This is a genomic window from Paenibacillus sp. 1SOY10, assembly GCF_056836745.1.
Map to the genome: position 1 here is coordinate 74483 of NZ_JBXENK010000002.1, position 25950 is coordinate 100432.

Consider the following 25950-nt stretch of genomic DNA (forward strand, 5'->3'; position numbering starts at 1 on the left):
GTGATCACATGGCCTATGCAACTGAAGCTGACTACGCCTTATATGGGGATGGTTCGATCCCAACAGGACAGCTAGACAAGGCGCTTGAACGAGCTTCTGACCAGATTGACCGGCTGACATACAATCGTATTGTGGCGAGGGGGATTGATAGCCTCTCGCCTTTTCAGCGTACTAGCGTGGTCAAGGCTGTGTGCCATCAAGCGGACTTCACCGTTAAGTATGGAGCGTTCCTGGATGTCCCATTTGCTAGCTTTGGAGCTGGTAGTATATCGATGGGGTTTGATAAGGATGCAAGCGTAACGGGCGGTGTACGGACATCTGATTCTGTGCTTGATCTACTGCGCCCTACAGGGCTAAGTAATAGGGGGTTCTGCTAATGAGATTCCCCTTTCCTACTTGGACGCAGGTCACGCCTGTGCAAGTCTACCAGACGGAGCAGGGGCGGCATGGCGAGGTTGAGACGCTGATCTATGACGACAAATGTTTCTACGACGAGAAGTCACGCCAAGTCCTTGACGCTGAGCGGCGCTTAGTGCTGCTGTCTGGTCTGATCATCATTGAGGGAGACATTAACCCAGGCAAGGTGATTGAGGGCTATGTCCTGATCGGTGATGAACGTAAGAACATCTATCGAGCCAAGCGGCCACGCAATCCTGACGGTACCGTCTTTAGCACCGAGTTGGAGCTGAGCTGATGAAGGTCAATGTGAAGGTCACCGTCAACCAAGCTGCCCTCAAGCAACTGGAGCAGATTAAGCAGCAGGCCGTAGAGATGACGGCAGAAGCCGTCAAGACGGATATAGTCACCTCAGCAGTTGTGCCGAAGGATAAAGGCGAGCTTGAGCGTAGCGCTCATGTCGTAGTCGCACCAGGCAAGGCAAGAATCGTTTACGATACTCCCTATGCCCGCCGCTTGTACTGGCATCCTGAATATAATTTCCGCAAGGACAAGAATCCGAATGCGCAAGGTAAGTGGATGGAGTCGTACCACGTAGGGGATAAGCAGAAGTTTGTCCGGGATACTTTCGGTAAGTTTGTGAAGCAGCTCAGCAAGGGGTTGATCAAATGACACTTGATGATGTGTGTAGCTGGCTGGAAACTGTGGTAGACTGTCCGAACTGGTATGTTGGGCAGATCGGCAAGAAAGATCAATGCATAGGCTTGTATAACACAACTGGAGCGCAGTCCAGGCTTGCTGTAGGGGGCTTGGATGCTACGGGGTATGTTATCAAGCCTATTTCTATTCTCGTACATTGGGGACGCAACGCGGATCTGGCAGAGCGTAAAGCGCAGGAAGTATATAATGCCTTCTTCGGTGTTTCTGGGGTGCTGGTTGGCGGAAAGCGCGTTGCTATGTTTAACATGGTCACGCCACAGCCGGTTAATGTCGGTACAGATTCAGAGGGCATTTTCGAGTATGTAATTGAGGTTCATATTTATCACGAAAGGTAAGGTGAGATAGATGCCATTAGTAACGAGCGGGGTTTTCCCTGTATTTAATATCGCGTTTAAGATTGGTACAGAAGGTCGGGCCAGCGTAGAGGCAGATATGGCTCTCATCAAAGAGATGGAAACCTTCACAATTGCCATTGACGGTAACGTTGAAGAATGGACTCCTATGGAGACAGAAGGCTGGGTACGCCGCCTGATGACGGGTAAAGGCTTCTCCATTACCTTAAACGGCAAGCGGCATGTAGGCGATCCAGGTAATGACTATGTTGCAGAGACGGCCTGGAAGTCTGGTCTGGATTGCTCAAGTAAAGCCGAGATTGAATTCCCCGATGGGTCGAAGTTGGCTTTTGACTGCATCATCAATGTTACGGCCCCTAATGGTGGTGACAGCACTGCGGTGTCGGCCTTGGAATGCGAATTGATGAGCGACGGCAAGCCAGTATATACAGCAGCCTAATACTATAATAGGAGATGATAAAAGATGGCAGCAAAAACCATTGATATTACAAGTAAGTTGACAAATGATCGCCCGATTTTAAAGTTAGGCGACAAGGAATACCCGGTTGATAACCGGAAAAATACGGTGCTGATGATCCAGGAGAAGATGGATGAGGGAGAAGGAAGTACCAATTTAATGAATGAAGTACTGGTTCTAGCATTGGGCGAAAAAGCAGCGAAGGAAATTGATGAATCAGATATTTCTTTTGCTGATTATCAGATTATCTTTATCGCTACTCTGGCCGGAGCGCTGGGCGAGGATTACGATGTCATTGAGGCCCGATTTCTCAAGGCCAAGCAAACGGTCTGACCAATGGTATGACCTGTACGAGGATTGGGGGCTCATTGAGTCCTCTATAGCCATGCAATACGGCATCAGGTTGCGTAGTGAGCCAGATATGAGCTGGGATGAGTTTTGCACGTTGCTGGCTGGCATTATGCCGGAGACACCGTTGGGGCAAATCGTGCAGATCCGCTCAGAAAATGACCGAGAGAAGTTGAAGCAATTCAGTCCGGAGCAAAAGCGGATCCGTAATGACTGGCGAACGCGCGGACTTAAGCAGACAGAGCAATGGTCAGACGAAGAAAAGGCCAGCAAGATACAGGAATTCCAGAAGATCATACAACAAGCATTCGGGGCGACTCCAAAATAGGGGCCGCCTTTTGATTTGTCCGGCAAGGGGGTGAACGAATGTCGGATGAAGTAGGAAAAGTCAGTTTAGGGCTGGAACTTGTCGGGGGAAATGACCTGAGCAAGCAGATCACAGTAGCTGCCGGGGCTATCGGTCAGCAGTTAACCAAGTCCCTGCAATCTACCTTTGGTGGGTTTAGCTTAAAGGGTTTTGCCAGTAACATATCTGCCACGCTCAAGGATACGACGGAAACGGCCATGAAGGGTATTGTTGACGGTATGGAGCAATCAGTAGCCGCAGTAGAGGGGCGGCTACTCAAGACAATATCCGCGGCTGACGAGGCCATGAAGAAGTCTATTGCTGATAACCGGACTGCTGCTGAGACGGCAATTGATAGCATCGGTGCTAAATTGGGCGGGCTAAAGGCTCCGTCCTTTTTTAGCAAGATGGTTATGCCCAATATACAGCCTGCTGCAACTGCTGCAGCAACGCCGGTAATGCCCACCGCAAAAGCGGTAAGGACTAAGCCCCTAGAGGTTGATACATCGGCGGTCAATGCGGAAATTGAAGGTCTGGACGCTATCCTATCTAACGTTAATAAAAAGATAGAGATACAACAGCGCAAGCTAGCGGACCTGAAGCAGGCCTACGCTGAGACCTTTAACGAGGCTGGGAAAAGTAAACTTAATGAAAAGATCGTCAACACCGAAGCTACTTTGCTGCGATTAACGGCGACCAGTGACAGGACCGCCAAGAAAATATGGGATCTGGAAGACAGTTTGAAGAATGCCGGTCAGGCTGCTGAACAAGCGGAGAAGCCTGTAGGGAATTTAGGCCAGAAGCTTACCCAATCGAATAAGCCGTTACGGCAAGTCAAAGGGAGTCTTGACAAGGCAAGCAAGGCCGCAGCCGGAGCGGGTAAATCTTTGGGATCGGCTGGCCGTGGAGCTGGGCGGATGGGCAACTCTTTTACAAGGGCGTTCGGTCGTATCCTTAAGCAGGTGTTTGTCTTCGCGGTTTTGTATAAAGCTATCCGGGGGTTTAATGAGTACCTGGGTAGTAGCCTTAAAACCAATGCCCAATATGCGGCAAGTCTCAATGCCATACAGACCAACTTGCGAGTAGCCTTTCAGCCGATTTATGACGCGATCTTACCCGCGATCAATGCGTTTATGAGCGCTCTGGCTAAGATCACAGCCTATATTGCGGCCTTTATATCGGCGTTGTTTGGTAAGACTTATCAACAGTCCTACCAAGCAGCCAAGGGGATAGAGACCGCCAAAAAGGCAATGGCCGGCTACGGAAAATCAGCCAAAAAGGCGGGCAAGGAAGCAAAAGGAGCGCTGGCCGGGTTTGATGAGCTTAACACGCTGGACTTTAGCAAAAGCGATGCAGCCGATGCTGGCGGTGGCGGCTCTGATGGCTTTACGATGCAGCAGCCAGATATGGACATCACAGGCATCCAATCTAAGATGGACACGTTGGCAGCTGACATAAAGAACGTATTTGATAAGACCTGGTCAGGTATACAATCCGGCTGGGCTTGGACAGTATCAACCTTCGGGCCATCCCTTAGCACGGCATGGGGCGAGATATCCCCGGTGCTAGTACGATGGAAAGAGCAGTTTAGCATAATGTTTAACGACATTATGACGCTGGGCGAGCCGCTGAAAAACTGGGTAATGAATGACCTTGTCCCTTTTTGGCAGCGGGAGATTACATTCCTCGGGCATATCGTTGCTGGCGTGATGGACTCTATACTATTGACCCTAGAGAGCTTTTGGGCTAACGCCTTTCCCATTTGGTCAAAGCTCGTTACTGAGGGCCTGCCGATCCTGACTGACCTACTCAACGGGGCCTTGGATATCCTGGGCAATTTGTTTGATCTGGTCAAACAGATATTTGACGACATCTGGATGGATGCGGTTGATCCGGCCATGCAAATCTTGTCTCAAATCATTCAGGACACCTTAGATATTATCTTCGACTGGTGGGACGAGTGGGGCGACAAGATCATTGCAGGAGTAATGGAGACGGTGGACGGATTAAGGAACCTTTGGAATACCCTTTGGGAGAAATTCCTAAAACCCATAACCCAAACAGCGTTGAAGTTTCTCAAGGACCTTTGGGATAAACATCTGAAGGACTTGGTTGCTGAGGTTGTAAACTTTACAGGTAAGTTGATTACCGCCGCCCAGGATATATTCAATAAATTCATTTTACCGCTCGTCACGTGGCTGGTTGATAAGCTAGGTCCCGTTTTTGCCGAAGTCTTTGATGGCGTAGTAACCGTTATAGGCACTGCGCTAGGTGGCATCATTGACGCGGCCAAAGGTATCATTAAAGCCTTAGGCGGTATTGTTGACTTTATTGCCGGAGTGTTTACGGGGGACTGGGAGAAAGCCTGGAACGGCATTAAGACCTTTATGGGCGGGATAGGCGATGCCATAGAGGGCATCTTTAAAGGTGCTGTTAACTCCATCATTGAATCTATCAACTGGCTGATCAAACAGGTCAACAAGATTAAAATTGATATCCCGGACTGGGTACCGGGAGAACTTGGCGGCAAGTCCCTTGGCATGAGCGTCCCGACGATCCCCAAGCTTGCTAAAGGCGGTCTGGCTTATGGCCCTACGCTGGCAATGGTAGGGGATAACAAAGGCGCAGCGGCGGACCCGGAAGTCATCTCGCCACTATCCACACTGCAAGACATGCTCTCTAGCAGCAATCAGATGGTAGTGGATGTGTTGCTGATGATCCTGGATGCACTACGCAGCGGGGACAAGGAAACGATACTAAAAATTGGAGAAACAGAGTTTGGGCGGTTGGCCGCGCAGGCTATTGGCGCTGCCGAAAGACAGGCTGGCAGACCGCTGTTCGCCCGCTAGGAGGACATGATGAGATTAGAGATTGATGGTCAAGAGGTCGCTGCTTATCCGTCCGCCTTTACGGTGACGGTGCTTGATCTGGATGATGGGGAGTCATCTGTCCGCACCACTAACGGAGAGCTAAGCCGGGACCGGATTGCGGTCAAACGACAAATTGAAATGAGCTGGGGCCCGCTCACCTGGGGGCAGATTTCATCCATTATGCGGTCAATGGAAGACGTATTTTTCCCAGTCACCTACCCGGACCCCATGACAGGCAAGTATGAGACCAAGACCTTTTATGTCGGCAATCGTCCGGCACCGTTTGCGGTAGCCAAGGACAACGAGATTATGTGGACCGGCTTAAAAGTAACCTTAACGGAGCAGTGATGCTATGTATCCAATATCACCGATATTTAATGACTATATCAAAAGGCGAGACAAGACCTATAAGGTCATGGCGCTGATCGATGGGGCGGAGTATACCAGCGCCAGTATCGTGGAGTTTAGCGTGGAGAACCTTTTGGCAGCGGCTGATGAGTTTGAGGTAGGGACGGCCATCCCGTCTAAACTCACCATCAAGTTACGCCTGCCGGATCCGATACCAGCTAACGCCCAGGTTATCCCTTATCTGGCCTTATCGCTGGAAAGCATGAGCTGGGTTGAGGCTACTTATCCGTGGGATGAGATGTCCGTCCCGTGGGTGTCGGGGGCTACGGAGTGGCTACCGCTGGGCGAGTTTTATATTGACTCCAGAGAAAAGATCAACGATGTCTGGACGTATGTCTGTTATGACAAGCTGATCACGGCAGATGTGGCTTATATCTCGCAGCTCAGTTACCCAACGACACAAAGGGCCGTATTTGATGAGATTTGCGGTCGCATAGGATTGACGTATGACAGTAGCGTGATGATCAATCCCTCCTACCAGATACAAGCCGGGCCAGCGGGGTACACATGTCGTCAAGTGCTGGCCTATATCGCCGGGGCAAACGGATGTAGCATTTACATGTCCAAAGATGGTACGATGCGATTTAAACGCTTTGCTGCCAATGAGCCTGCAGCGGTAGAGATGACTACAGCGGACTATGTGAGGGCCAAACAATTAAACCCTATCAAGACATTTACACGGGTTGTCGTCACATACAACACAGAGGATCAATTGACCTACGAGGCGGGTTCAGGAGATGAGAACCACACGCTGAAGCTTGAGAATCCGTTTATGACACAAACTCAGGTCAACGCTCTGTATATGCAGCTCAATGGGCTGACGTACTTGCCTGTAGAAATGAATTCCCGTGGCTTTCCTCAGTTTGACCAGGGCGACTGTATAGCTTTTGAGCAACGTGAGGGCGGGAGCTGGCTGGATACGAATCTATCCTGGGATAGTCTGCACATACCTTGGGACGGTATCCAGCGTTATACCAGCTACATCTTGCGCCAGACCTATAGCTTTAAGGGAGGATTGACGCACAAGATTGAAGCTCCCAGCAAGTCGGATCAACAAAGCGAATTTGTACTTGAGGGTTCGCTTACCCAACAAGTAAATAAGTTGAATCAGAATGCAGTACGATACGGAAAACCTTACTATGGGATCACTCACAGCCGAACAGAGGGGATTGTTGTCGAGCGAGAGGATCACAAAAGCAAACTCACGCTTAACAGTGACGTAATGGATTGGCAAGTAAATGGTCAGTCAAGTCTATACTATGACGCTCAAGCCAACCGTCTCAAGTTTACAGGCAGGCTTGAGGGCGTAGACGGAATATTCAGCGGCACAATCCAAGGCGGACAGTTTATCGGGGGTAGTATCCAGATAGGAAGTTCTTTCTCCGTCAATAACTCCGGGCATATGGTGGCGGTAGGAGCTGAATTTAGCGGTACAATATCGGCATCGGTTATAACTGGTGGACAGATCAACGGGACAACCGTGACAGGCGGTACCATTACTGGTAGCACCATAAGAACATCAGCATCAGGTAGCAGAATAATCATGAACTCCATGGGTCTTGGGTCTATTGATAGTTCCGGCAGCGAAAGAGTAACGTTAAGCTTTAACAGCGAAGCTGGAATGGCCGGGTTTGTGTTTCGAGGGCCTTCAGAGGCTTACGCAGGACAAATATACTCCAGCCCCGGTAACGCGCTCCATATAATTGCAGAAAACGAGTTGTTCTTTAGGTCATTCGGAATAACCTTGTTCCAAGGTACTGTGAAATTTGATGGAATTGTAGATTTTAGTGATGCAACAGTAATTGGATTGTAGGATTTACCAACATGTATTGATAGGATATAATGATCCTAAATATATGAAGTGGAGGTAATTCCGTGAGAAAATGGCTGTATATAACCGTTGCGTTCTTTCTAGGGGCCGTCGTTGCTTTATCCGGAAACGAAGCTTATGCACAAGTTAAAAGTTTGATCGGAAAAAAGGTTGTTGGGGAAGTGACTGTAGTGGTTAATGGCACTGCATTGACTAGTAAAGGTGCAATAATTGATGGAGTTACAAACGTTCCAGCCCGGGCCTTATCCGATGCAATGGGAGCTAGTATAGAATTGGAGGGGAAGACGGTTATTATTTCGAGCGAAACAAGTAATGATAAAGTCACTCTCTTTGACGGAAAGTATTATACTAAATATGACTTGCTAAACAAAAAGACGGACATAGAGAACTCTATAAACAAGTTACCTGAGCAAGAAGAACAATATAAAAAGAGGTATGAAGAGTTAATCGAGGGTGGAATGGTGGAAACTGCCGAGAAATTCAAGGCTGCGGACAAAAAACAACTTGAAGAAAGAAGAGAATATCTCGCCGAAGAACTAAACAAAGTAAACGAAGCACTACAATCGCTACAACAATAAAATATATCGCCAGCAATCAGGTCTCGCCATCGGCGGGGCCTTTTTGGTTGGCCGGGAAGGGTGAAGGAAGATGAAACTGGAGATTAAGGATAAGACGATTTACCTTGACGACACTCCATTAAAAGGCGTTATCGACTACAAGCTTGAGGAATTAGTAAGCTACGGGGCACAACTCACGGTGACGTTGTTTGTGGATAGCGCAACAGTTATGCCGCCTGAAATTGGAGGTGGGAAACAGCCAGAGGAAATCAGTCCTCTAAAATCTTTGAGTGAGCATGTTGCTGATCTTAGCAAGGTTGGACGTAAATATTATGGGGTTGTGTTGGGAAATTCTCAGCCTAATGTGGCAGATCAAATTCGCGAGATTGTAAAGGAAGAGTTAGCCGCTCACGAGGAACGGCTGGGGACAGAAGAAATAGCTTCAGTGGGAACTATCACGAGCTCTTTGGTATGATTGTAACGGTGTTTGTTGCTGAGTCTACTGTAAATTTTCTATTAACCCATAAATCAGGCTGCTTCCCGGCTTGAACGATTTGAATTAGTACAGTGTCGTCGGGGTAGTGGTAAACGTTAACCACTCCATTTTCGATGGGGTATTGGTAGTTATCCAATACCGGCAATGGGTGAGTAATGTTCATATTAGAACCCTTGGCATAAAATTTTTCTGTTTCCATACAAAAACCTCCCTTCTGTCGATAGTAACCACTATTTCGACAATAAGGGAGGTTTTTCCTTGCAAACATATATTCGGAGGTGACCGAATTGGCAAATGTACAACCAATAGTGAGATGTGAGCTTAACCCGCTGGAGCCCGTGCCGGAGATATGCGCAGTGATTATGGCCGTGTTGCCTTACAACGTCGGACAAGAAGAAGCGATACTTCAGGGGGTCAAAGAAGCCGTGGAGAAACGTCAAGCTATACTCAAGAAAGGAGCTGAAGAACGTGAGTCGATACGGGGGAATAACGGGCAGCAAAAAGATAAGTGAGGATTGGGATAACATAAACAAGGCTTTTGACGCCGTGGAAGCTGATGTAGACGCTAAAGCAGCCGTAGTCAATAATCACTTAACCTCAAACACCGCCCATACGTCGGAGCAAATTACACACGGATCAGGCAGCGTAAAGCAGGCCCTGGATAATGCTGACACTGGCATAGAGGATGTAAACGAGCGTATAGATAACCTCATCATAGAGAGCGGAGACAGCAGCCCGGAGGTGGCAGACGCTCGCGGAGGGTACCCTGTTTTGGGGGCAAGACTCAACGCCAGTGATGCGCAGTTGGCGGATATTGCGTATAACGTGAAAACATTAGGGTCGATTGAAGCAGCGTTAAATGCCGCCAAAGCAAACGGAGGCGGCACGGTTTATTTTCCACCAGGAACGTATGTAGTCAATCAAACAATTCAAGTATCGGATATTCCGAATTTGACTTTAATGGCGTTTAATAATGTTATACTCACTACAGAAACGGAAGACCTGGATAACATGTTTAGTTTTAACAACTGTCCCAACTTGAGGATAGAGGGAATGGACTTTGATTGTAATAACACGGGTAAGTCAATTTTGAATCTTACTGAATGTGAAGGATTTATCGTAACTAGATGCAAGATTCATGATTTCAAGGCAGAGGCAACTGACAAAACAAATCGCCATGCTATTTACTTATCTGATTCCCCTTTCGGCGTAGTAAAAGAATGCCGCTTTCAAAATATAGCCCAAGACTTCGACGGCACAAGCATGCCGGATGCTCAATATCGGTGCATTTCAGTTAATACAGGTTGCAATCGCACAACAATTTCAGAAAATAAATTCATCGATGTGTTTCAGTCGGTCGTAATCGGAGAACATGATTATTGGGAAAGTGGTACATCTTATCAAGTAGGGAACACCATCAACTATGATGACGGCGTCAGCATTAATAGATACAGATGCATTCAAAATCACACATCGTCAGGATCGATATCGCCAACAGATGATAATTATTGGTCTTTGACTAAATCCAACGCTCATCCCAATAATGAAACATTTTTTACTGGAAATTTTAATGAAAATGTTAGGGATAATGCAATTTATTTTTTAGAGTTTTGCGAGTATATTCTTATACACGGAAACACGTTTCGATATATGCATGATGAGCCTATAGTAATCAAAGGGAAAAGGGCTATTATCACAGGCAATTATTTTTACAATGTTTCCAATAAAGCCATTGCATTTGGCGCTGGAGCCGGCGATGCCTGGGATATTGATATGGTTCGTATTGATAACAACGAGATGGTCAACGATGATCCGTCGTATCTTGGAACGTTTATAACATATCGAGACACATTGGCATTCACTGTCAATGACCTTGTCATAAGTAACAATTCTTTTAAAACCATGAATAGTATGGGGTCTAGTTCAAATATTTCTATTGGATTAGCGAATAAGCTAACAATCATAAACAACATGATTGATACTAGTGCAAATGATTTCGAAAGTGTCATTCGAATTAACAGCGACGTAATAACTGGTATAATTTCAGGCAACAGAATTTCTTCTGCGTCAGCTACGGCATATTCCATTCGAACAGATTCAGCCTCTGCAAAAATTAAATACGAGAACAATAAAATGAATGGAAGAGCACTTACAAACAATTCAGGTAGTTATCTCGTTAATCAGCAAATACAAGTTATAGGCAGCACGGTATACATGCAGGAATTCAGCCGCAATATATTGTTTGGAACAGCAAGTCCGACGGCTGGATTTTGGCACCGGGGCGATATTATGTACCACCTATTTCCGACTGCTGGAGGAAATTTAGGATGGGTATGTGTCGTAGGTGATGGTACAGATGTGGGAACATGGAAAACATTCGGTACTATCGGGACTTAATCATGATATAATGGGTTCAAAAAAAGATGGTGTTTAAACTGATGTTTTCTGAAGAAAAGGTATTCCATGGGAGCAGAGATATCAAATACATTTATCAATCAGACAAGAACTCTTCACATCTAATAGTAGTGTTTTCGGGATTTCCTAGTCCAGGGAAGACTCCTGTGTACAATTATATAAAGTCGCTTAACGATATCGAGTGTAATAAACTTTTTATACTGGATAACCACAATTTTACTGATATCTCTGGAGCTACTTATTATCTTGGGATTAATAGAGATTCATCAGTCGAAATGTCATGTATTGCTCTGATCACGAAGATAGCCAATGAAAGCGGTATAAATCATAAAAATATAATAGCAGCCGGATCAAGTAAAGGTGGATTTGCTTCTTTATATTTCGGATTAAAGTATTCATTGGGTTATATTATAGCGGGCGGGGCGCAGACTAGGTTAGGTGAATATCTTCTGTGGAGCAATTCGCCATCTAAGCATATTGGACAGTTTATATCAGGAGGTACTGACCAAGAGAGTAAAGAATATCTCAATAATCTGTTGTTCGATGTTGCAAAAAAAACAGTGAATACCCCAGAAATATACCTGCATGTAGGGAAGGGTGATCATCATTACAAAGGACATATTATCCCCTTTACAGAATATCTGGATAGCGTGAATATCCCGTATGTTTTAGATATTGGAGATTATCAAGAACATACGCAGTTGGGTGATTTTTACCCTAGTTATCTGTTGTCAAAACTGAGTGATATCATTTCAAAAGCATAAGCAATGACTGGTTTTTTACGCAGTGGGACCATTTAGCGCAACAATTAAGAGGACAATTAGCGAGAACAAAAGTTCCCATTTTACTCCAAAACAGGTTCGTGGTATGGTATCATAGAAGCAGGTAGGCTGGACTGATCATCTGGCCGTAACGCACCGAGAGGCGTTCCTGCTTCCTTTTATTTTGCGGGACGATCCTCTAAAGCGTAATCCTACTCTCGGGGGAATGAAAAGTGAATATGCAAATGGCTGGTGAGCAAATGCTCTCCCAAATGGTTGCCATGATTTTTAACATGGTACCATCGATTGACGTTGAGTCTTTACGTAGCAAGTTGTCGGCAGTCATGTCCAGGTTCCATGTCACACGGGTGCAGCAGGATGAAGTACATCCAGACCTGCACGAGAAGATTGACCTGTACTTGGCATCAATTCAACTCGAGGGAAAGAGCCCGGAAACCATTAAGGGCTACCGGCTCGAACTGAACACATTCGCGGATCGAGTGAAAAAGAAGACATCAGATACCACAGCGGCAGACATTCGCATGTACCTGGGGCAATTCTCTCATCTCAAGATGAGCACTGTTGGCCGCAAGCTATCGGTACTCAAGAGTTTTTACGGCTGGCTAACATCGGAGGAAATGATTCAGCGCGACCCAACAGCAAAACTAAAAACTCCGAAAAAGGAGAAGCGAGCGCCCAAGGCGTTAAGCATTGAAGAGTTGGAGTTGCTGCGAGAATCATGCCAGACGATCCGGCAACGCGTATTTGTTGAAGCGCTCTACGCCACCGGATGCCGTCTATCGGAGATTCAGGGGCTCAACCGTACCGACATTAACCCTCAAACTATGAGCTGCCGCGTAATCGGTAAGGGAAACAAGGAGCGGGAGGTATACTTTAGCTTTAAAGCCATGTACCATATCAAAAAATACCTGATGGCCCGGACAGACGATGACCCTGCTCTATTTGTCACTGAGCGCAAACCGCACCGGAGATTATCCAAGCGCGGCATACAGCGAGAGATAGGCATCATCGCCGCACAGGCAGGACTGGACAAACGAGTAAGCCCTCACACGATGCGGCACACCTTCGCAACGCTAACCCTTAATAATGGAGCGGAGCTAGCAGCCGTGCAGCAGCTTCTAGGGCACGAGTCACCAGCAACGACACAGATATATGCCCAATACACCGAGGAGCGCAAACGAGAGCAGCACAAGCGTTTCCTTGTTCAATAAAATAAAATTTACTTATGAGGGCGTTCCAATGGGAGCGCCTTTTTGTCATGCCCAGGATAATTTTCCTGACCTAGGAGATGGTCCGGGATATTCGCATTTGAGAGGATGATAAGAATGGATAATGTATACAAAACAATTTTGCCCGTGATTAGTGTTATAGCTGGTTTTTTATTTGGAGGATGGTCCGTGTTGCTTACAATCTTGCTGGTCTTTATGGTAGTGGATTATATTTCTGGCGTGGTCGCTGCGGGTTACGAGGGGAAACTTAGTAGCAAGGTCGGATACCTGGGCATCGCTCGTAAAGTAATGATCTTAGTCATTGTGGCTATGGCTCACCTGGTTGATACGGCGTTGGGAGATGCCCACCTATTTAGGGATGCGGCTATATTTTTCTATTTGTCTAATGAGCTGTTAAGCCTGCTTGAAAACGCTGGACGGCTAGGGGCCCCGATCCCGCCAGTGCTGCAACGGGCCATAGCTGTACTGAGAGGTAAAGGAGGCGACCAGGACAATGACGCTGACACTGGACTACGTAAAGGGTAAGTCGCAGGCCAGGCTATCCGGCTTGCATCCGGTCGTACGTCAGGCTACGGAGCGCTTAATTGAGCGCTCTTTTGCTTGCGGTGTGCCTATCCTAATCACGCAAGGACTGCGGACCATAGCGGAGCAAGACGCACTGTATGCGCAGGGACGTACTAAGCCGGGAAACATCGTCACCAATGCCCGAGGTGGCTATAGCAATCACAACTTTGGGGTGGCCGTAGACTTCTGCCTGCTTAGGGCCGACGGAAAATCAGTGTCGTGGGAAGTTGGTCCATCCTGGATGATGGTGGTCGAGATCGCTAAGTCTCTTGGATTTGAATGGGGTGGGGATTGGAAGAGTTTTAAGGACTATCCTCACTTTGAGATGTGCTTCGGTTTGACCACGACACAGTATCGAGCGGGCAGACAGCCCACTGAAACGGCTATGGCAAGAGCTTTAGCAGTTATTAATAGAGAGGATGACGAAGCAATGAAGGAAGAGCTGAGTAAGTTGACCAAGAGGGTAGTAGAGTTGGAGACAGCAGCTAAGCGCGTACCGGCTCCCAAGTGGTTTGTGTCGGAGTTTGGTTCCGCAGACTTGGGCGGCGTGATCAGTGAGCCAGAGTTTACCCAAGAGGGGTGGCGTACCTTAGCTGTGGGCTTGCGGGTTTCCAGATAATAGGTGATAATTAACTTATCAAATCCTAAAGCATAGGTGAAAATGCCCGATAGAACTCGACTAATTGTCGATAACTATCGGGCATTTTTTTGTTCGCCTTTTATGAGAACACCAGAACATTGTTATATTTTGTGCTGTTATGATAAGATGTTAACCCAACACGAATTAGCATCCTGTTTATAAAATTGAATGGGGGCATTTGAATGAATATCCGCGAAGTTGAAGAAAGCGTTGCAGAGTCGTTAGGATTTAAACATATAAATGATTTACTGTATCATGATGAAGAAATAACCGAAGCATACGTTGTTGGAGATAAAGGGGAATATCTTGCGCTGACTAGTAATAATAGATTGATATTAGTCACACATTGGTACGGAAATTCAGATAGTATCAGAATCCCGAATGTTGCCCGCACGGTAAACTATATATTAAGTTGCAATGATGAACTTTCCGCTAGCTTTACAGAGTATGCTGTAGCCATCATTGACAGGCATTATTACAATCAACATACCAGTACAAGTTTTCGTATTCCGGATAGGTTGAAAAATGCGCTTGAACAATTGGTCGGATATGTAAAGAAAGATGATATTAATAAAAGGTTTACTCCCAATAAATGCGAGCAGAACGATGACGAGAAAAAGATTGAATATGTTTATTTTCTTACGGCAGATAATGGATTAACCAAAATCGGAAGGACAATCAATCTTTCATCAAGAATGCATCATTTCACGGCCAAACTACCATATGAATTAACTGAAACGTTAATTTTGACCACACCTAACAGTAGTAGGTTAGAGAGCGAATTACACAACTTATTTGCTGACAAACGTATCCGCGGTGAATGGTTTGAGATTTATTATGGAGATATTGAAAACATTGTGAGAAAGCTTGAATGCGATATCGAAGTACCGTATACGATTTACAAGCACAACAGCAGTACGCGGGCTTTGACGCGACATCGTGACCGGATAGCAGCAGAAGAAGCACAATAAACCTACCAGGGCCGCCATCACTTGGCGGTCTTTCCTTTGCCCAACCTATCAAAATCATCATTGCCTATCGGTACCGCCGGGTTAATATACTGCGATACATCCAACCCTAAATACCTATCCATCAATATACGGGACTCCGCCTTGATCATGGGCCATAACATCCCAAAGTTGTGATGATACCCCCTACATAGATACTTGGTTTCTAGGCCATCTACAGTTCGTCTCTCTTCATATACTTTTATCCCCAGCAGCCTAAGTTTGCGGCGCACCTCTCGGGCATCAAGCTCGACTGACCGAATCGCTTTGTCGATCAACGCAAGGTACGGGTCTGGAGATTTAAACGCCTTGGCCGCTATTTGCTTATCTCGCTCAAAAACAGTTATCAGCATAGGTAGTAGTATATATAGCTTAACGTTTATTTGGTCTTCATTGGTTAGTAATGGCGGCATTATATGCACCTCTTAACAGAACGTTTGTTCTTATTTTAACCCCAGAACTGTTATATAATCAAGTGGATAGAGATGTCGAATAAGCAGGAAAAAAGGACCAAGTGTGGAATATCATCATTACTAATACATTTAAGGATGATACCATTAATGAGTGAGATAATTTTGTTTTTGCTTTTTGGCATTTTAGAGGTACTGGCAGCACTGACGTTGATGCTATCTATATTTAGGATCAATGCATTGGACTATGTTTGGAATTCCATCATTATCTCTATTTTGATGGGGTTACAAAGCTACTTTTTGCGATCAGATTACGACTTGGGGTATTTAGCAACAATTATTAATCTCATGTGCTATGTATTTTTGCTAACAACGATCATTAAAATACCCTTCATTTGGTCGGCAATAATATCTTTTTCAGGATTTTTTCTTTATGGAACTATCCAGGCTATACTGCTGACATTTATGGAGTTGAACCCGTTGACGCAACTGGTGACAAGCGTAGTATCCTTCTTGCTTTCTCTAGTTTTGTACAAGCTGGGAATTGGATTCACGATGGATTTTGAAAAATTACGATTTAAAGGAGAACGCCTTCTCGTTCTGTTACTTATTATCTCTTCCTACGTATTGACAGGCGTGACAATGTATCAACGTGACTTATGGGTCAGTCTTGTCTTTTTCGGCGCGGCGTCAATCATTTTCATTTACTACGGGATAGCAAAGGAACGTGAAATCGATGATTGAGACAATGGCAAACAAAATGGCGATACATATCAAAAGTGTTGTGCCTCACCATCCAGCGAGCTTAAATGTGTTGAAGCATTCATTAATAATTATGATCAATTTTTTTACCGTTGTGGGCTTGTCTCTTTTGATTTCTATCATCACCGGAAAAACAGTTGAAACTATGCTGCTACTCGTGTTTTTTGCTCTACTGCGCCAAATTACGGGAGGCATCCATCTTGAGTCAAGCATGACTTGCGCTATAGTGACTGCTATTTCGGCTGGCGCTTTAGCCTTTGTTACTCTTAACCAGTTATCAATAATAGTGCTGACAGCAATCAGTGTGGTTATTATTGCAATATTAGCACCGATAGGAGTAGAGCAGCAGACGATAATCCCCGCTAAGTTTTTTCCGGCTTTAAAGGTAGCTGCATTAATACTTGTTGCAACCAACTTTTATTTTTTATCTTCGCTGGCAGCTATGGCTTATTTTATCCAGTCGATTACTTTAATTCTATACTTAATCAGGGAAAGGAGGTGAGGGAATGAAAACGTTTTTGTATAGCTCCGTTGCGAGTATACTCAGTGTGATTGCTGCTGCTTCAGTGGTTCCGGCCAGCTTGATTTTTATCAATAACCCAAAGCCGCCAGAAGAATTGTTAAGAAAATAACTTGGAGATGATAAAATGCTTACGGTCACCAGGGACGCCGACGGTACAGCGGGCATACACAATTTGCGCGTCGGTGATGTTATCTATATGGAGTATGACCGCAATGCTGGCAGGGTGCTAATACATACAATAGACGATGTGTTTTATTGTACAGGCACGCTCAAGTATTGGACGGCGGTTTTAAATAGTAGTGGGTACTGGTTTAGACAAGTTGATCGAAATAACGTGGTCAATTTGGACCGGGTAACTGCGCTAGACCCAATAAAAAAACTAGTGTATTTTGAGGAAACACGCAGGGGTAAGCGGTGTACTATTGCGTGGTCAAGGTTTGAACGAATTGAAAAATTGTTAGCGAACAGAACAAGTGAAAATACAGATATTATTAGAGGCCGTGCATAACGGCTTCTTTTTTTATTTCGGTGGACATTTTATCATATAACGAATGGGGAATGTTGTCGAATTGTGGTGTCGAACTCACAAAATTCGTCAGACGAAATTAAATTTACAAGCACCATCATTTGGTATTAAATATGATTTATAGGGATTCCTTAAATTGATGTCAGTTAAGGAGGTGCTAGGAAAAATAGAGGAAGGAAATAATAAGATGGCGAGGGTATAAAAGATTTTTTGGAACAAATTGTTCCAGAAACGACCGAGGGAGTGCGGAGTCCGCAAGCTCACTCTCTGACCCACTCATACAGATCAGCCATATTGCAATCCAGCAGCAAAGCTGCCACATACATATCCTCCGGCAACATTGCGCGCTTGTTATTGCAGAAATGGGAGACCATACGGATGCTGCGACCTGACCTTTGGGCAAAAAAGGTTTGGGTCCATCCTTTTTGTTTGAGCAAGTCAGGAAGTAAGCATCTCCCTCGGGAGATATCCAAAAATAACTTACTCCTTTCGGGTAAGGTGTTCCAATATCATTCTATCATTATGCTATTATTTGAACAATCACAACAAGGATGTGTTATGATGCCTACAAATATAAGGGAAATTAGGCTGCAAAAAAGGTTTAGCCTGCGCGTAGCAGCCGAAAAAATAGGAATAGATCGAGACAAATTAATATATTTTGAAAATAACCCAAGCAAAATAACATTAAAAGTAGCAATTTCCTTAGTAAACGCATATGAAATAGATATGGACCTTGTTGACTTTCTTAGCAAATGAATAAAGACTCCATCAATTAAAGATGGAGTCTTTTCCTTACCCGCACATTACCCGCAAACACATAACTTTACACATATTTTTTGGGCTAGCCTAAACAATACCCGAAACCGCAAAAGCCCTTTACCAACAAAGATTTAACTTCATTCTTGTAGACTGTTGTAGGTTGACAAAAATATATGTTTTACATCTAGTTCTGATGTGTTACGATAACAATAGAAACAAGGACGGTCGGCAAACCGTCCTCTGTACAAACAACTTGAGTGGGGTTATGCCCTCCAAGAAAGTTTAATTCATGAAGAAGTGACCCTCACAGGTGCCGACCTTAGAGTGGGTCACTTCTTTTTCCTTTCAATGTATGTTAAAAGTGCAACGATAAAGGCTGCAAACATGACTACATCGGAGAAAGAGAAGTTCATACGGTTCACCTCCTTTCCGGAGGAGACCGCACCCACTCAAGGTGTGTTGTACAAGCCAAATTATACCATGAGCCTGCCATTGCTGCAGGCTTTTTTCTTTTATTCTAAGGGAGGTGATGCTTGTGGCGATTAAGAATGCTTGTCTGCAAACATTTTGGCGTTGTGCAACCTTCTTTGATCAGGGCCATTTTTCGTCCTTTGGATAAAAACGTTTCTCTAGACCCACTCAAATCGCGTCTGTTAGTATGTAAAAACGAAGTTCAGGGCGATAGGGGCGAATAGATCATGGAGCAGCATCAACGCTATGAGAATTTAAAATTGGGTGAGCGCGGAGCTATCATAAGTATTATTGCTTATGTTTGTTTGTCTACGTTGAAGCTAATTATCGGCGTAGTATCCAATTCGGAAGCCCTGAAAGCGGACGGTTTAAATAATGCAACAGATATCGTTGCCTCCATAGCGGTGCTGATTGGTCTCAAGCTAGCCCAAAGACCGGCGGATGAAGATCATCCGTATGGGCACTGGAAATCGGAAACCATCGCTTCGTTAATTGCCTCATTTATTATGATGGCTGTTGGGATACAGGTCCTGATCACAGCCATTGTTTCTGTATTCCAGCGAAATCATCAGGTACCCGATTTAATATCGGTATGGACGGGCCTCTTTTGTGCAGTGGTTATGTACTTAGTGTATCGCTACAACAAAAATCTTGCCCTTAAAATTAAAAGTCAGGCGGTTATGGCGGCTGCCAAAGATAATATATCCGATGCCTTGGTTAGTATCGGGGCGGTCATAGGCATTATAGGATCTCAGTTTGGATATCCTTGGTTAGATTCGGTAACGGCTGTCGTGGTTGGCGTTATTATCTGCAAAACCGCATGGGATATTTTTCGTGAAGCGTCCCTTCATCTATCTGATGGTTTTGACGAAACGGTTGTCCAGTCCTTTAAGGAGGCTGTAAAGCAGGTGGAGGGCGTTGAAGAGGTTAAAGAACTGCGGGCCAGAAATTATGGAAGTAATGCCATTGTGGACGTTGTTCTATCGATTAAGGGAGAGCTAGGTTTCCAAGAGGCTCATAATGTCGCTACCAATGTTGAGAATGAGCTGAAGAAATCCACAGAAGTGCTTGAAGTGCATGTGCATTACGAGCCTTCCAAGTAACGTTCTATAAAAGTAGGCATATACACCAGATAACTATAAATAGCATGTTGCCCAAAACTCTTTTTACACTATGTAAAAAGAGTTTTTTTATAGCCAATACTGTCTTTACATAGCTTAGGTAAGATGGGGGGTACAAGGTCATTTGGAAGGATGAAATTAGTAATGAAGAACAAGAGATGGTACAAGCAATTGCTCATGTCCCACTTCGCAACCATGCTAATCGCCGGAGCCGTCATCATCTCAATCGTTGTTGTGATAACCTATCGTAATTATGAGAAGGAAGTTGAGGCAGCCAATCACGCCTATACCAGCCAGGTTGTTGAAGGCATGGAAGGTGCACTGAAGAATATCGAACTGATGCTGGCTAATCAAATCGTCAAAAATGAAGCCATCAACAATTATTTATCCGAAACTTCCAACGAAACAAGCCTCATTAATTACCGGGCATCCGGTGAGATTGTGAAAATTCGCAATAATCCCTTAATCCATTCTATTTACCTCTACCGCTATCGGGATCAAAAGGTACTCACTAGTAACTATATCAGCACGTTGGAGGAGTTTCCCGATCATGCTTTTATTCTTGAATCGCTAGATAAACCTCTTGATGCAACTTGGTCTCCTATACGCTTATACACCGAATTTCCGCTTATTGATCCAGCCGAACGTGTGATTTCCATAACCAAGCGATCGGTTGGCGGTCAAGGTGTTATTGTCCTGAATGTAAAAGCAGAGCTTCTGCTGTCCATGGCAAATCATTTTCAAAGGGGCAATCAGAGCTATATGGATATTGTGGATACCGACAATCAGGTGCTTTACTCTACTGCAAGTGCATCCATCTCCAGGGATCAGCCACTTACAAGGATGGAGTCTGGTTATGTAGGTTGGCGTTTTATCAGCGGCACCTATCAAGAGGGGCATTTGAGTCAGGCTGCCATGCTTGCTTCAGGACCTCTATCGGCTATCTTGCTGGCCTTGGCTGTGATCATTGCTTTCATTATGAGGATTATTCACAAAAGTTATCGTCCGATTGAGCAAATGGTGCGCAGGGCCGCATCCTACCAATCTGAAACCCATCCGCCCGGAAGCGATGAATTTTCAATTATTGAGCACGCGTTCGATAGTATGCTAACTCAAATTGATCTTATGGATCAGCATCAGGCTGAGAATTCCAAAGTGAAGCGCAAGCAATTCTTCATGGAGTTGCAGGAAGAGGGGTATGACATACAGCCGGATAGCTTGATTCAATATCGTAGCTTGTTCGGTCTGGGAGAAGATGACGGTAGCCTATACATCGTCATTTTGGAGATTGATAAATATGTCCCGTTGCTTCAAAAGGATCGGCCGGGCCTGCTTCTTTCCAAGGAACGATTAGCTCAGGCAACAGAGGATTTGTCTGAACGCAAGCTTACAACGTTATGTCTTGATTGGACATCAGGAGATCGGCTAAGTGTACTTGTTCAAGTAATTGATGATGGATCAACTTCATTTACTTCTTCGATGGATGTGTTGGATGCGGTATTGGAGCGTTTGCGCCAGTGGTGTGTGGATGAGCTTGCCTTCTCGGTAACGATTGGGGTTGGTTCTGAGGCTTTAAGTTTGACTTGCTTGAAGAATTCTTATCACACGGCCAGACACGCACTTCAGTATAAAATGACGGCTGGGAACAATCGGGTGATTGTTCATGCGCAAATTCAAGGTACAGAGCATGAGATTCCATCTATGTATTACAAATGGCTGGATGATTTGGTCTTGCATTTTCGAATTCCCTCCTCTCAATGGAGGGATGATTTCGCTCTTATATTTGATCATTTAGAAGAACGGGTGCTTAAGAATGAGGATATGCAGTTAATTCTAAATTACTTTATGCACAGGTTTGCCCGTGAGATGGAGGAAATCTCTCCGGAAATCAATGAGTATTGGCGACAAACCACTTATATCCAACTCCTTGCAGCCTTGCGAATTTTAGAAACGACAAGCGAAATTCGTAGTTGGTATGAGCAACTCATTAGTGAATTGTACGATAAATATGCAGAATGGCTGAGTTCTGCTCAAAGCAAGCCGCTAATTTATGAAGTACGTAAATACATTGAGGACAATTATACGAATCCAGATCTCTCTTTAAATCATATAAGTGATCGTTTTGGCATGAACGGGAAATATGTTAGTCAATTGTTTAAGGAGGCTTTTGGCGTCAAATTTGTGGACTTCCTGATAGGGCTTCGTCTGGAGCAAGCGCAGAAGCAGTTGCGTGAAACGAATTTATCAATTCATGAAATTGCCCGTCAGGTAGGGTATGAGCATGCTATTTCGTTCGGTCGTATATTCAAAAAAATTGTAGGTGTTTCTCCCGGGGACTACCGAAAGATGATGGTACCAGGACGTATACACCCTACTACTGAGGCATGGGAAAGCAGTACCAAAAACGGATTCTGATTTTTTGTATGTCTTCGGAATTTGGATAAGGCAGAACAAAACTAAGCACGCTGGACCATGACTGCCTTTTTGTATATCTCTTAGAATCATGTAAATTGTCGTGGGATGGAAAAGAACGCTATAACGTAATTGCAGTTCAAAAAAAACGTATAGCGAGGTGCTTCAATGTTTACGAGAAACAAAGTGATTCGCTCTATGCTGTCTCTAACCGTAGCGGTTGGTCTGCTTGCCGGGTGCTCGGCAGGGAATGCAGCAAATCCGACAACAGGTGGGGAGACTTCCACCGCTACCGAGCGGGTTACCCTCAAGGTTGGAATTTTCGACAGAGGCAATTCACCGGCAGGGTTCACGGCTACAGAAAATTATTGGACTGATTATGTACAGCAGAATTTCGGAGAACCCAATAATATTGATGTAGAATTTGTACCGATTCCACGAGCTGATGCTGGTGATAAAGTAAACGTGATGATGTCCAGCGGCGATGCACCGGATGTTGTGTTTGCCAACACCAGTCCACTCACTCCTTATGCTTATGCCAAGGCAGGGGGACTAATGGAGTTGGACGCGTTAGTTGAAGAATATGGTCCCAATTTAAAAAAATATTTGGCCGATACCCTAGAGTACGGCAAAGTCGATGGCGTGCAGTATTCTATTCCAGGTCGGCGGGTTCATACTGGTAAATATGAGCAATTAATTCGCAAAGACTGGCTGGATAAATTGAATTTGCCGATTCCTCAAACAACAGAAGAAGTTTATCAGACGTTAAAGGCTTTCAAGGAGCAGGACCCGGGCAACACCGGAGGCAAGGTAATACCGCTTGGTTTCTCACTTACACCGGGCTCCGTAGAGCCGGTGGTATGGTCGTTCATCAAGGATGGATTAACCGAAGAAGAGCGTTACACTATGTCAGAGAGCTTGGGCTTTCCTGTTCTCTTGCCAGGTCATAAGGAAGCACTTCAATTTCTCAATAAATTGTATAATGAACAGCTAATAAGCCCGGACTTTGCCCTGGACAAGGATGAGAAGCAGGTATTTCAGGATGTGATGACCGGCAAGATCGGGATGTACAGTGATAATTTGGGCAACAGTTATGCTAGCACACCGGGAATTGCCAAAGTATTGGCGGAGAACATCCCAGGTGCTGAGTTAATTCCCATGGACCCTTATACCAACGATGCAGGCAAACACTTGAAGCCAGTCTATGCTCCGACGGGATTCTATCTGATGGTTCCTGCTTCAAGCAAGCGTGGCGTAGAAGCGATTAAATATTTGGACTGGATGGCACAGCCTGAGGTGCTATTTACCTTGATGAACGGAATTGAGGGAGAGAACTACAATATGGTCGAAGGAATTCCTGTTCGTATTGAATCGGAAGAAACGACCAAACGGATGTATAACTCCGTGGACATTACGATGATCACACAAGGACAGGACTTGGGGAATGACGAGTTAAATTGGGAGGCAGCGGCCGCATCAGTACCTGAGAAATTCCGTGAATATGTGAAGGAAGCGTATCGCATATCCCAAACGGATACGATTCAGTATGCCAATTTTACGACTCCGATTGAGGCAGAGAACAAATATTTGCCTACTCTGGAGGTTAAATATGGCGAACTTCTCGTCAAGACCATTATGGCCAAGCCTGAAGATTTCAGCAGTTTATACGATAAATTGATCGAGGACTATATGGCCAGTGGTGGGGAAGCCATTATGAAGGAACGTACAGAAGCCTATCAGGCTATGAAGAAATGAGAGGCTACTTAGCCCGCAACTGGCAACTATATACTCTGCTAGTGCTTCCGATCGCCTATTTTCTCATCTTTAAATATGGTCCGATGTACGGGATTCTGATTGCTTTTAAAGATTACAACTTGTTTAAGGGAGTTGCGGAAAGCCCATGGGTGGGTTTGGATGTATTCCGTGAAGTATTCGGAATGAGCGACTTTTACAAAGCGCTAAGAAATACGTTGATGCTGAATCTGCTAGATTTGTTGGTGTCTTTCCCGGCTCCAATAGTTCTGGCGTTGCTGCTGAATGAAGTGAGGCAGAAGATGTTTAAGAAATTTGCACAAACCATGCTCTATCTACCTCACTTTCTTTCCTGGGTCATTATAGGTGGCATCATGTATCAGGTGTTTGCTACAAATACAGGCATTATCAATCAAGTGCTGTATTACTTTAGCATGGGGCCTGTCCCGTTTCTCACCAATCCCTACCATTGGCTGACGACTTACTTGGCCGTTGGGGTTTGGCAAAGCGCGGGATGGGGGACCATCCTATACCTGGCGGCAATTACAGCCATTAATCCTGAGGTGTACGAGGCAGCATCTGTTGATGGCGCAGGACGATTTCGAAAAATGTGGTCGATTACGCTTCCGGGCATTAGTTCAACGGTTGTAGTCATGATGATTCTTAAAATAGGCGACATTGTCCAAATCAGCTTTGACCGACCTTACGTCCTCGGCAATTTTAGCGTTCGGGATTTTTCGGAAGTCATCAGCACGTTCGTGTATAGAGTTGGAATCCAGACAGGCGATTATTCCATTGCGACGGCTGTGGGGCTGTTCCAAGCGGTAGTGGGCATTGTGTTGCTGCTGAGTGCCAACGCGATTGCCAAGAAAATAACTGAAAATGGAGTCATTTGATGAAGGCTGAACAAATTGGACGTGCTAAAGCTCTCAAGGGGAGCAGCCGACTCTTTGAGATCATTAATATAAGCTTGCTTACGGTGCTCGTTATCCTATGCCTTGCTCCCTTGCTTCATATCGCTTCCATGTCACTTAGCTCAAGCCGAGCTATCTTATCGGGAGATGTGTCTATTTTCCCCCGCGAATTTAATTTCGAGGCGTATAGAATCGTGCTTCAGGATAACTCCATGGTCAAGTCGTTAGCTTTGACCATCATACTGACGGTTGCGTACACCGGCTCGGCAATGATCATGACGTTTGCTGCAGCTTATCCGTTGTCCAAGCGGTTGCGGGGCGGTAAAGCAATCATGTTCATGATTTTAATTACTATGTTTTTTAGTGGTGGGACGATTCCTGACTATTTGCTTATTCGTAGCTTGCATTTAACTAATCATCTAGGCTCGCTGATTTTTCCGTCCCTGATCAATCCGTTTTTTCTCATCATTCTCATTAATTTTATCCGTTCCCTCCCGGATGGGCTGCTGGAGGCAGCGGAGGTAGACGGTAGCGGTCATTTTCGTACTCTATGGCAAATTGTCATTCCTTTATCGTTGCCTGCACTGGCTACGATAAGTCTATTTTATGCTGTGGGTCGGTGGAACGGGTTTATGGATGCTCTAATGTACATCACCAAGCCAGAGTTGTATCCTATTCAGCTTAAGCTATATCAGATTGTGGTCAACAGCATGACCAATGATCCTTTATCCATGCAGGGAGACCAACTGGTCTCCATTATGCCAGAAAGTATTAAGGCCGCGAGCATTATGTTTGCAACCGTTCCAATTCTAATTGTATATCCATGGTTGCAAAAATACTTTATTTCTGGAGCTATGCTGGGGTCTGTCAAAGAATAAAAA

General features: G+C 45.1%; 31 protein-coding genes. 29 read left to right on the top strand and 2 right to left on the bottom strand.

Translation table 11 applies throughout. From position 1 onward, the window contains the following. The first annotated feature begins 8 nt into the window (after window positions 1-8). The 12 genes from AC1VOR_RS06240 (at window position 9) to AC1VOR_RS06295 (ending at window position 8761) form a co-directional block, all read left to right on the top strand. A complete protein-coding gene (locus AC1VOR_RS06240; RefSeq protein ID WP_482616554.1) occupies window positions 9-377 on the top strand; it encodes a head-tail connector protein in 369 nt (122 codons plus the stop codon). Next, on the top strand, window positions 377-694 hold the full coding sequence (locus AC1VOR_RS06245) for a hypothetical protein (RefSeq protein ID WP_482616555.1): 318 nt from the start codon (window positions 377-379) through the stop codon (window positions 692-694). The genes AC1VOR_RS06240 and AC1VOR_RS06245 overlap by 1 nt, the downstream gene beginning before the upstream one ends. Further along, window positions 694-1068: a minor capsid protein gene (locus tag AC1VOR_RS06250; protein WP_482616556.1), complete on the top strand. Its 375-nt coding sequence runs from the start codon at window positions 694-696 to the stop codon at window positions 1066-1068. Before AC1VOR_RS06245 ends, AC1VOR_RS06250 begins: the two co-directional genes overlap by 1 nt. Beyond that, on the top strand, window positions 1065-1451 hold the full coding sequence (locus AC1VOR_RS06255) for a minor capsid protein (protein ID WP_482616558.1): 387 nt from the start codon (window positions 1065-1067) through the stop codon (window positions 1449-1451). Before AC1VOR_RS06250 ends, AC1VOR_RS06255 begins: the two co-directional genes overlap by 4 nt. 10 nt (window positions 1452-1461) lie before the next feature. Next, entirely contained in the window at window positions 1462-1908 is a 447-nt protein-coding gene (locus tag AC1VOR_RS06260) for a phage tail tube protein (protein WP_482616559.1), read from the top strand. Between the two features lie 24 nt (window positions 1909-1932). Next, window positions 1933-2259, top strand: a complete 327-nt coding sequence (locus tag AC1VOR_RS06265) for a hypothetical protein (RefSeq protein WP_482616561.1) — start codon at window positions 1933-1935, stop codon at window positions 2257-2259. Then, window positions 2216-2602, top strand: a complete 387-nt coding sequence (locus AC1VOR_RS06270; protein WP_482616562.1) for a Gp15 family bacteriophage protein — start codon at window positions 2216-2218, stop codon at window positions 2600-2602. The genes AC1VOR_RS06265 and AC1VOR_RS06270 overlap by 44 nt, the downstream gene beginning before the upstream one ends. A 38-nt stretch (window positions 2603-2640) precedes the next feature. After that, on the top strand, window positions 2641-5469 hold the full coding sequence (locus tag AC1VOR_RS06275; protein ID WP_482616564.1) for a phage tail protein: 2829 nt from the start codon (window positions 2641-2643) through the stop codon (window positions 5467-5469). 6 nt (window positions 5470-5475) lie between these two features. Beyond that, window positions 5476-5838: a DUF6711 family protein gene (locus tag AC1VOR_RS06280; RefSeq protein ID WP_482616565.1), complete on the top strand. Its 363-nt coding sequence runs from the start codon at window positions 5476-5478 to the stop codon at window positions 5836-5838. Between the two features lie 4 nt (window positions 5839-5842). Next, window positions 5843-7711, top strand: coding sequence for a hypothetical protein (locus AC1VOR_RS06285; RefSeq protein ID WP_482616566.1), 1869 nt, complete (start codon window positions 5843-5845; stop codon window positions 7709-7711). Window positions 7712-7773: 62 nt separating this feature from the next. Next, window positions 7774-8307, top strand: a complete 534-nt coding sequence (locus AC1VOR_RS06290; RefSeq protein WP_482616567.1) for a stalk domain-containing protein — start codon at window positions 7774-7776, stop codon at window positions 8305-8307. A gap of 70 nt (window positions 8308-8377) precedes the next feature. Further along, window positions 8378-8761: a hypothetical protein gene (locus AC1VOR_RS06295; RefSeq protein ID WP_482616568.1), complete on the top strand. Its 384-nt coding sequence runs from the start codon at window positions 8378-8380 to the stop codon at window positions 8759-8761. On the opposite strand, the gene AC1VOR_RS06300 is transcribed toward AC1VOR_RS06295, so the two are convergent. Beyond that, a complete protein-coding gene (locus tag AC1VOR_RS06300; RefSeq protein WP_482616569.1) occupies window positions 8742-8981 on the bottom strand; it encodes a hypothetical protein in 240 nt (79 codons plus the stop codon). The two genes, AC1VOR_RS06295 and AC1VOR_RS06300, sit on opposite strands and share 20 nt — an antisense overlap. Before the next feature lie 88 nt (window positions 8982-9069). Between AC1VOR_RS06300 and AC1VOR_RS06305 the strand changes: the two genes are divergently transcribed. The 7 genes from AC1VOR_RS06305 (at window position 9070) to AC1VOR_RS06335 (ending at window position 15383) form a co-directional block, all read left to right on the top strand. Next, entirely contained in the window at window positions 9070-9294 is a 225-nt protein-coding gene (locus AC1VOR_RS06305) for a hypothetical protein (RefSeq protein ID WP_482616570.1), read from the top strand. Continuing rightward, window positions 9251-11179, top strand: a complete 1929-nt coding sequence (locus AC1VOR_RS06310; RefSeq protein ID WP_482616571.1) for a hypothetical protein — start codon at window positions 9251-9253, stop codon at window positions 11177-11179. The genes AC1VOR_RS06305 and AC1VOR_RS06310 overlap by 44 nt, the downstream gene beginning before the upstream one ends. A 41-nt stretch (window positions 11180-11220) precedes the next feature. Then, complete coding sequence (locus AC1VOR_RS06315; protein ID WP_482616572.1) at window positions 11221-11961, top strand: Two component regulator three Y domain-containing protein; 741 nt, start codon at window positions 11221-11223, stop codon at window positions 11959-11961. Window positions 11962-12197: 236 nt separating this feature from the next. Next, complete coding sequence (xerA, locus tag AC1VOR_RS06320) at window positions 12198-13190, top strand: site-specific tyrosine recombinase/integron integrase (RefSeq protein ID WP_482617647.1); 993 nt, start codon at window positions 12198-12200, stop codon at window positions 13188-13190. A gap of 114 nt (window positions 13191-13304) precedes the next feature. After that, on the top strand, window positions 13305-13733 hold the full coding sequence (locus tag AC1VOR_RS06325) for a phage holin family protein (RefSeq protein ID WP_482616574.1): 429 nt from the start codon (window positions 13305-13307) through the stop codon (window positions 13731-13733). Beyond that, complete coding sequence (locus AC1VOR_RS06330; protein ID WP_482616576.1) at window positions 13702-14391, top strand: M15 family metallopeptidase; 690 nt, start codon at window positions 13702-13704, stop codon at window positions 14389-14391. The genes AC1VOR_RS06325 and AC1VOR_RS06330 overlap by 32 nt, the downstream gene beginning before the upstream one ends. Before the next feature lie 203 nt (window positions 14392-14594). Then, window positions 14595-15383: a GIY-YIG nuclease family protein gene (locus AC1VOR_RS06335; RefSeq protein WP_482616578.1), complete on the top strand. Its 789-nt coding sequence runs from the start codon at window positions 14595-14597 to the stop codon at window positions 15381-15383. A 17-nt stretch (window positions 15384-15400) separates the two neighbouring features. Here AC1VOR_RS06335 and AC1VOR_RS06340 read toward each other — a convergent pair whose 3' ends face one another. Next, window positions 15401-15832 carry a YhjD family protein gene (locus AC1VOR_RS06340; protein ID WP_482616579.1) on the bottom strand — a complete coding sequence of 144 codons (432 nt, stop codon included), beginning with the start codon at window positions 15830-15832 and terminating at the stop codon, window positions 15401-15403. A 147-nt stretch (window positions 15833-15979) separates the two neighbouring features. Between AC1VOR_RS06340 and AC1VOR_RS06345 the strand changes: the two genes are divergently transcribed. The 10 genes from AC1VOR_RS06345 to AC1VOR_RS06390 all read left to right on the top strand — a co-directional run bounded on the left by AC1VOR_RS06345 (window position 15980) and on the right by AC1VOR_RS06390 (window position 25947). Further along, complete coding sequence (locus tag AC1VOR_RS06345; protein WP_482616581.1) at window positions 15980-16573, top strand: hypothetical protein; 594 nt, start codon at window positions 15980-15982, stop codon at window positions 16571-16573. Beyond that, the gene (locus AC1VOR_RS06350) at window positions 16566-17093 is read left to right on the top strand and encodes an accessory gene regulator B family protein (protein WP_482616582.1); all 528 of its coding nucleotides are present in this window, start codon (window positions 16566-16568) and stop codon (window positions 17091-17093) included. Before AC1VOR_RS06345 ends, AC1VOR_RS06350 begins: the two co-directional genes overlap by 8 nt. Window positions 17094-17097: 4 nt before the next feature. Further along, window positions 17098-17223 (top strand): AgrD family cyclic lactone autoinducer peptide, encoded by a 126-nt coding sequence (locus AC1VOR_RS06355; protein ID WP_482616583.1) that lies wholly within the window; start codon window positions 17098-17100, stop codon window positions 17221-17223. A gap of 15 nt (window positions 17224-17238) precedes the next feature. Beyond that, a complete protein-coding gene (locus AC1VOR_RS06360) occupies window positions 17239-17622 on the top strand; it encodes a LytTR family transcriptional regulator DNA-binding domain-containing protein (protein WP_482616585.1) in 384 nt (127 codons plus the stop codon). A 396-nt stretch (window positions 17623-18018) separates the two neighbouring features. Next, a complete protein-coding gene (locus tag AC1VOR_RS06365; protein ID WP_482616586.1) occupies window positions 18019-18396 on the top strand; it encodes a helix-turn-helix domain-containing protein in 378 nt (125 codons plus the stop codon). A 701-nt stretch (window positions 18397-19097) separates the two neighbouring features. Continuing rightward, window positions 19098-19973, top strand: a complete 876-nt coding sequence (locus AC1VOR_RS06370; protein WP_482616588.1) for a cation diffusion facilitator family transporter — start codon at window positions 19098-19100, stop codon at window positions 19971-19973. A 162-nt stretch (window positions 19974-20135) separates the two neighbouring features. Then, window positions 20136-22406, top strand: a complete 2271-nt coding sequence (locus AC1VOR_RS06375) for a helix-turn-helix domain-containing protein (RefSeq protein WP_482616589.1) — start codon at window positions 20136-20138, stop codon at window positions 22404-22406. 165 nt (window positions 22407-22571) lie between these two features. Continuing rightward, a complete protein-coding gene (locus AC1VOR_RS06380; RefSeq protein ID WP_482616591.1) occupies window positions 22572-24158 on the top strand; it encodes an extracellular solute-binding protein in 1587 nt (528 codons plus the stop codon). Then, complete coding sequence (locus tag AC1VOR_RS06385; protein WP_482616593.1) at window positions 24155-25051, top strand: ABC transporter permease; 897 nt, start codon at window positions 24155-24157, stop codon at window positions 25049-25051. The genes AC1VOR_RS06380 and AC1VOR_RS06385 overlap by 4 nt, the downstream gene beginning before the upstream one ends. Beyond that, the gene (locus AC1VOR_RS06390; RefSeq protein WP_482616594.1) at window positions 25051-25947 is read left to right on the top strand and encodes a carbohydrate ABC transporter permease; all 897 of its coding nucleotides are present in this window, start codon (window positions 25051-25053) and stop codon (window positions 25945-25947) included. The genes AC1VOR_RS06385 and AC1VOR_RS06390 overlap by 1 nt, the downstream gene beginning before the upstream one ends. The last annotated feature ends 3 nt before the right edge of the window (window positions 25948-25950 follow it).

Coding starts and splice junctions, on each gene's coding strand:
- AC1VOR_RS06390 (WP_482616594.1), top strand. CDS start 25,051: ATGAAGGCTGAACAAATTGGACGTGCTAAAGCTCTCAAGGGGAGCAGC.
- AC1VOR_RS06280 (WP_482616565.1), top strand. CDS start 5,476: ATGATGAGATTAGAGATTGATGGTCAAGAGGTCGCTGCTTATCCGTCC.
- AC1VOR_RS06295 (WP_482616568.1), top strand. CDS start 8,378: ATGAAACTGGAGATTAAGGATAAGACGATTTACCTTGACGACACTCCA.
- AC1VOR_RS06350 (WP_482616582.1), top strand. CDS start 16,566: ATGATTGAGACAATGGCAAACAAAATGGCGATACATATCAAAAGTGTT.
- xerA (WP_482617647.1), top strand. CDS start 12,198: ATGCAAATGGCTGGTGAGCAAATGCTCTCCCAAATGGTTGCCATGATT.
- AC1VOR_RS06315 (WP_482616572.1), top strand. CDS start 11,221: ATGTTTTCTGAAGAAAAGGTATTCCATGGGAGCAGAGATATCAAATAC.
- AC1VOR_RS06270 (WP_482616562.1), top strand. CDS start 2,216: ATGTCATTGAGGCCCGATTTCTCAAGGCCAAGCAAACGGTCTGACCAA.
- AC1VOR_RS06345 (WP_482616581.1), top strand. CDS start 15,980: ATGAGTGAGATAATTTTGTTTTTGCTTTTTGGCATTTTAGAGGTACTG.
- AC1VOR_RS06240 (WP_482616554.1), top strand. CDS start 9: ATGGCCTATGCAACTGAAGCTGACTACGCCTTATATGGGGATGGTTCG.
- AC1VOR_RS06365 (WP_482616586.1), top strand. CDS start 18,019: ATGCTGCGACCTGACCTTTGGGCAAAAAAGGTTTGGGTCCATCCTTTT.
- AC1VOR_RS06255 (WP_482616558.1), top strand. CDS start 1,065: ATGACACTTGATGATGTGTGTAGCTGGCTGGAAACTGTGGTAGACTGT.
- AC1VOR_RS06250 (WP_482616556.1), top strand. CDS start 694: ATGAAGGTCAATGTGAAGGTCACCGTCAACCAAGCTGCCCTCAAGCAA.
- AC1VOR_RS06275 (WP_482616564.1), top strand. CDS start 2,641: ATGTCGGATGAAGTAGGAAAAGTCAGTTTAGGGCTGGAACTTGTCGGG.
- AC1VOR_RS06300 (WP_482616569.1), bottom strand. CDS start 8,981: ATGGAAACAGAAAAATTTTATGCCAAGGGTTCTAATATGAACATTACT.
- AC1VOR_RS06265 (WP_482616561.1), top strand. CDS start 1,933: ATGGCAGCAAAAACCATTGATATTACAAGTAAGTTGACAAATGATCGC.
- AC1VOR_RS06355 (WP_482616583.1), top strand. CDS start 17,098: ATGAAAACGTTTTTGTATAGCTCCGTTGCGAGTATACTCAGTGTGATT.
- AC1VOR_RS06325 (WP_482616574.1), top strand. CDS start 13,305: ATGGATAATGTATACAAAACAATTTTGCCCGTGATTAGTGTTATAGCT.
- AC1VOR_RS06245 (WP_482616555.1), top strand. CDS start 377: ATGAGATTCCCCTTTCCTACTTGGACGCAGGTCACGCCTGTGCAAGTC.
- AC1VOR_RS06370 (WP_482616588.1), top strand. CDS start 19,098: ATGGAGCAGCATCAACGCTATGAGAATTTAAAATTGGGTGAGCGCGGA.
- AC1VOR_RS06375 (WP_482616589.1), top strand. CDS start 20,136: ATGAAGAACAAGAGATGGTACAAGCAATTGCTCATGTCCCACTTCGCA.
- AC1VOR_RS06330 (WP_482616576.1), top strand. CDS start 13,702: ATGACGCTGACACTGGACTACGTAAAGGGTAAGTCGCAGGCCAGGCTA.
- AC1VOR_RS06380 (WP_482616591.1), top strand. CDS start 22,572: ATGTTTACGAGAAACAAAGTGATTCGCTCTATGCTGTCTCTAACCGTA.
- AC1VOR_RS06285 (WP_482616566.1), top strand. CDS start 5,843: ATGTATCCAATATCACCGATATTTAATGACTATATCAAAAGGCGAGAC.
- AC1VOR_RS06260 (WP_482616559.1), top strand. CDS start 1,462: ATGCCATTAGTAACGAGCGGGGTTTTCCCTGTATTTAATATCGCGTTT.
- AC1VOR_RS06335 (WP_482616578.1), top strand. CDS start 14,595: ATGAATATCCGCGAAGTTGAAGAAAGCGTTGCAGAGTCGTTAGGATTT.
- AC1VOR_RS06385 (WP_482616593.1), top strand. CDS start 24,155: ATGAGAGGCTACTTAGCCCGCAACTGGCAACTATATACTCTGCTAGTG.
- AC1VOR_RS06340 (WP_482616579.1), bottom strand. CDS start 15,832: ATGCCGCCATTACTAACCAATGAAGACCAAATAAACGTTAAGCTATAT.
- AC1VOR_RS06360 (WP_482616585.1), top strand. CDS start 17,239: ATGCTTACGGTCACCAGGGACGCCGACGGTACAGCGGGCATACACAAT.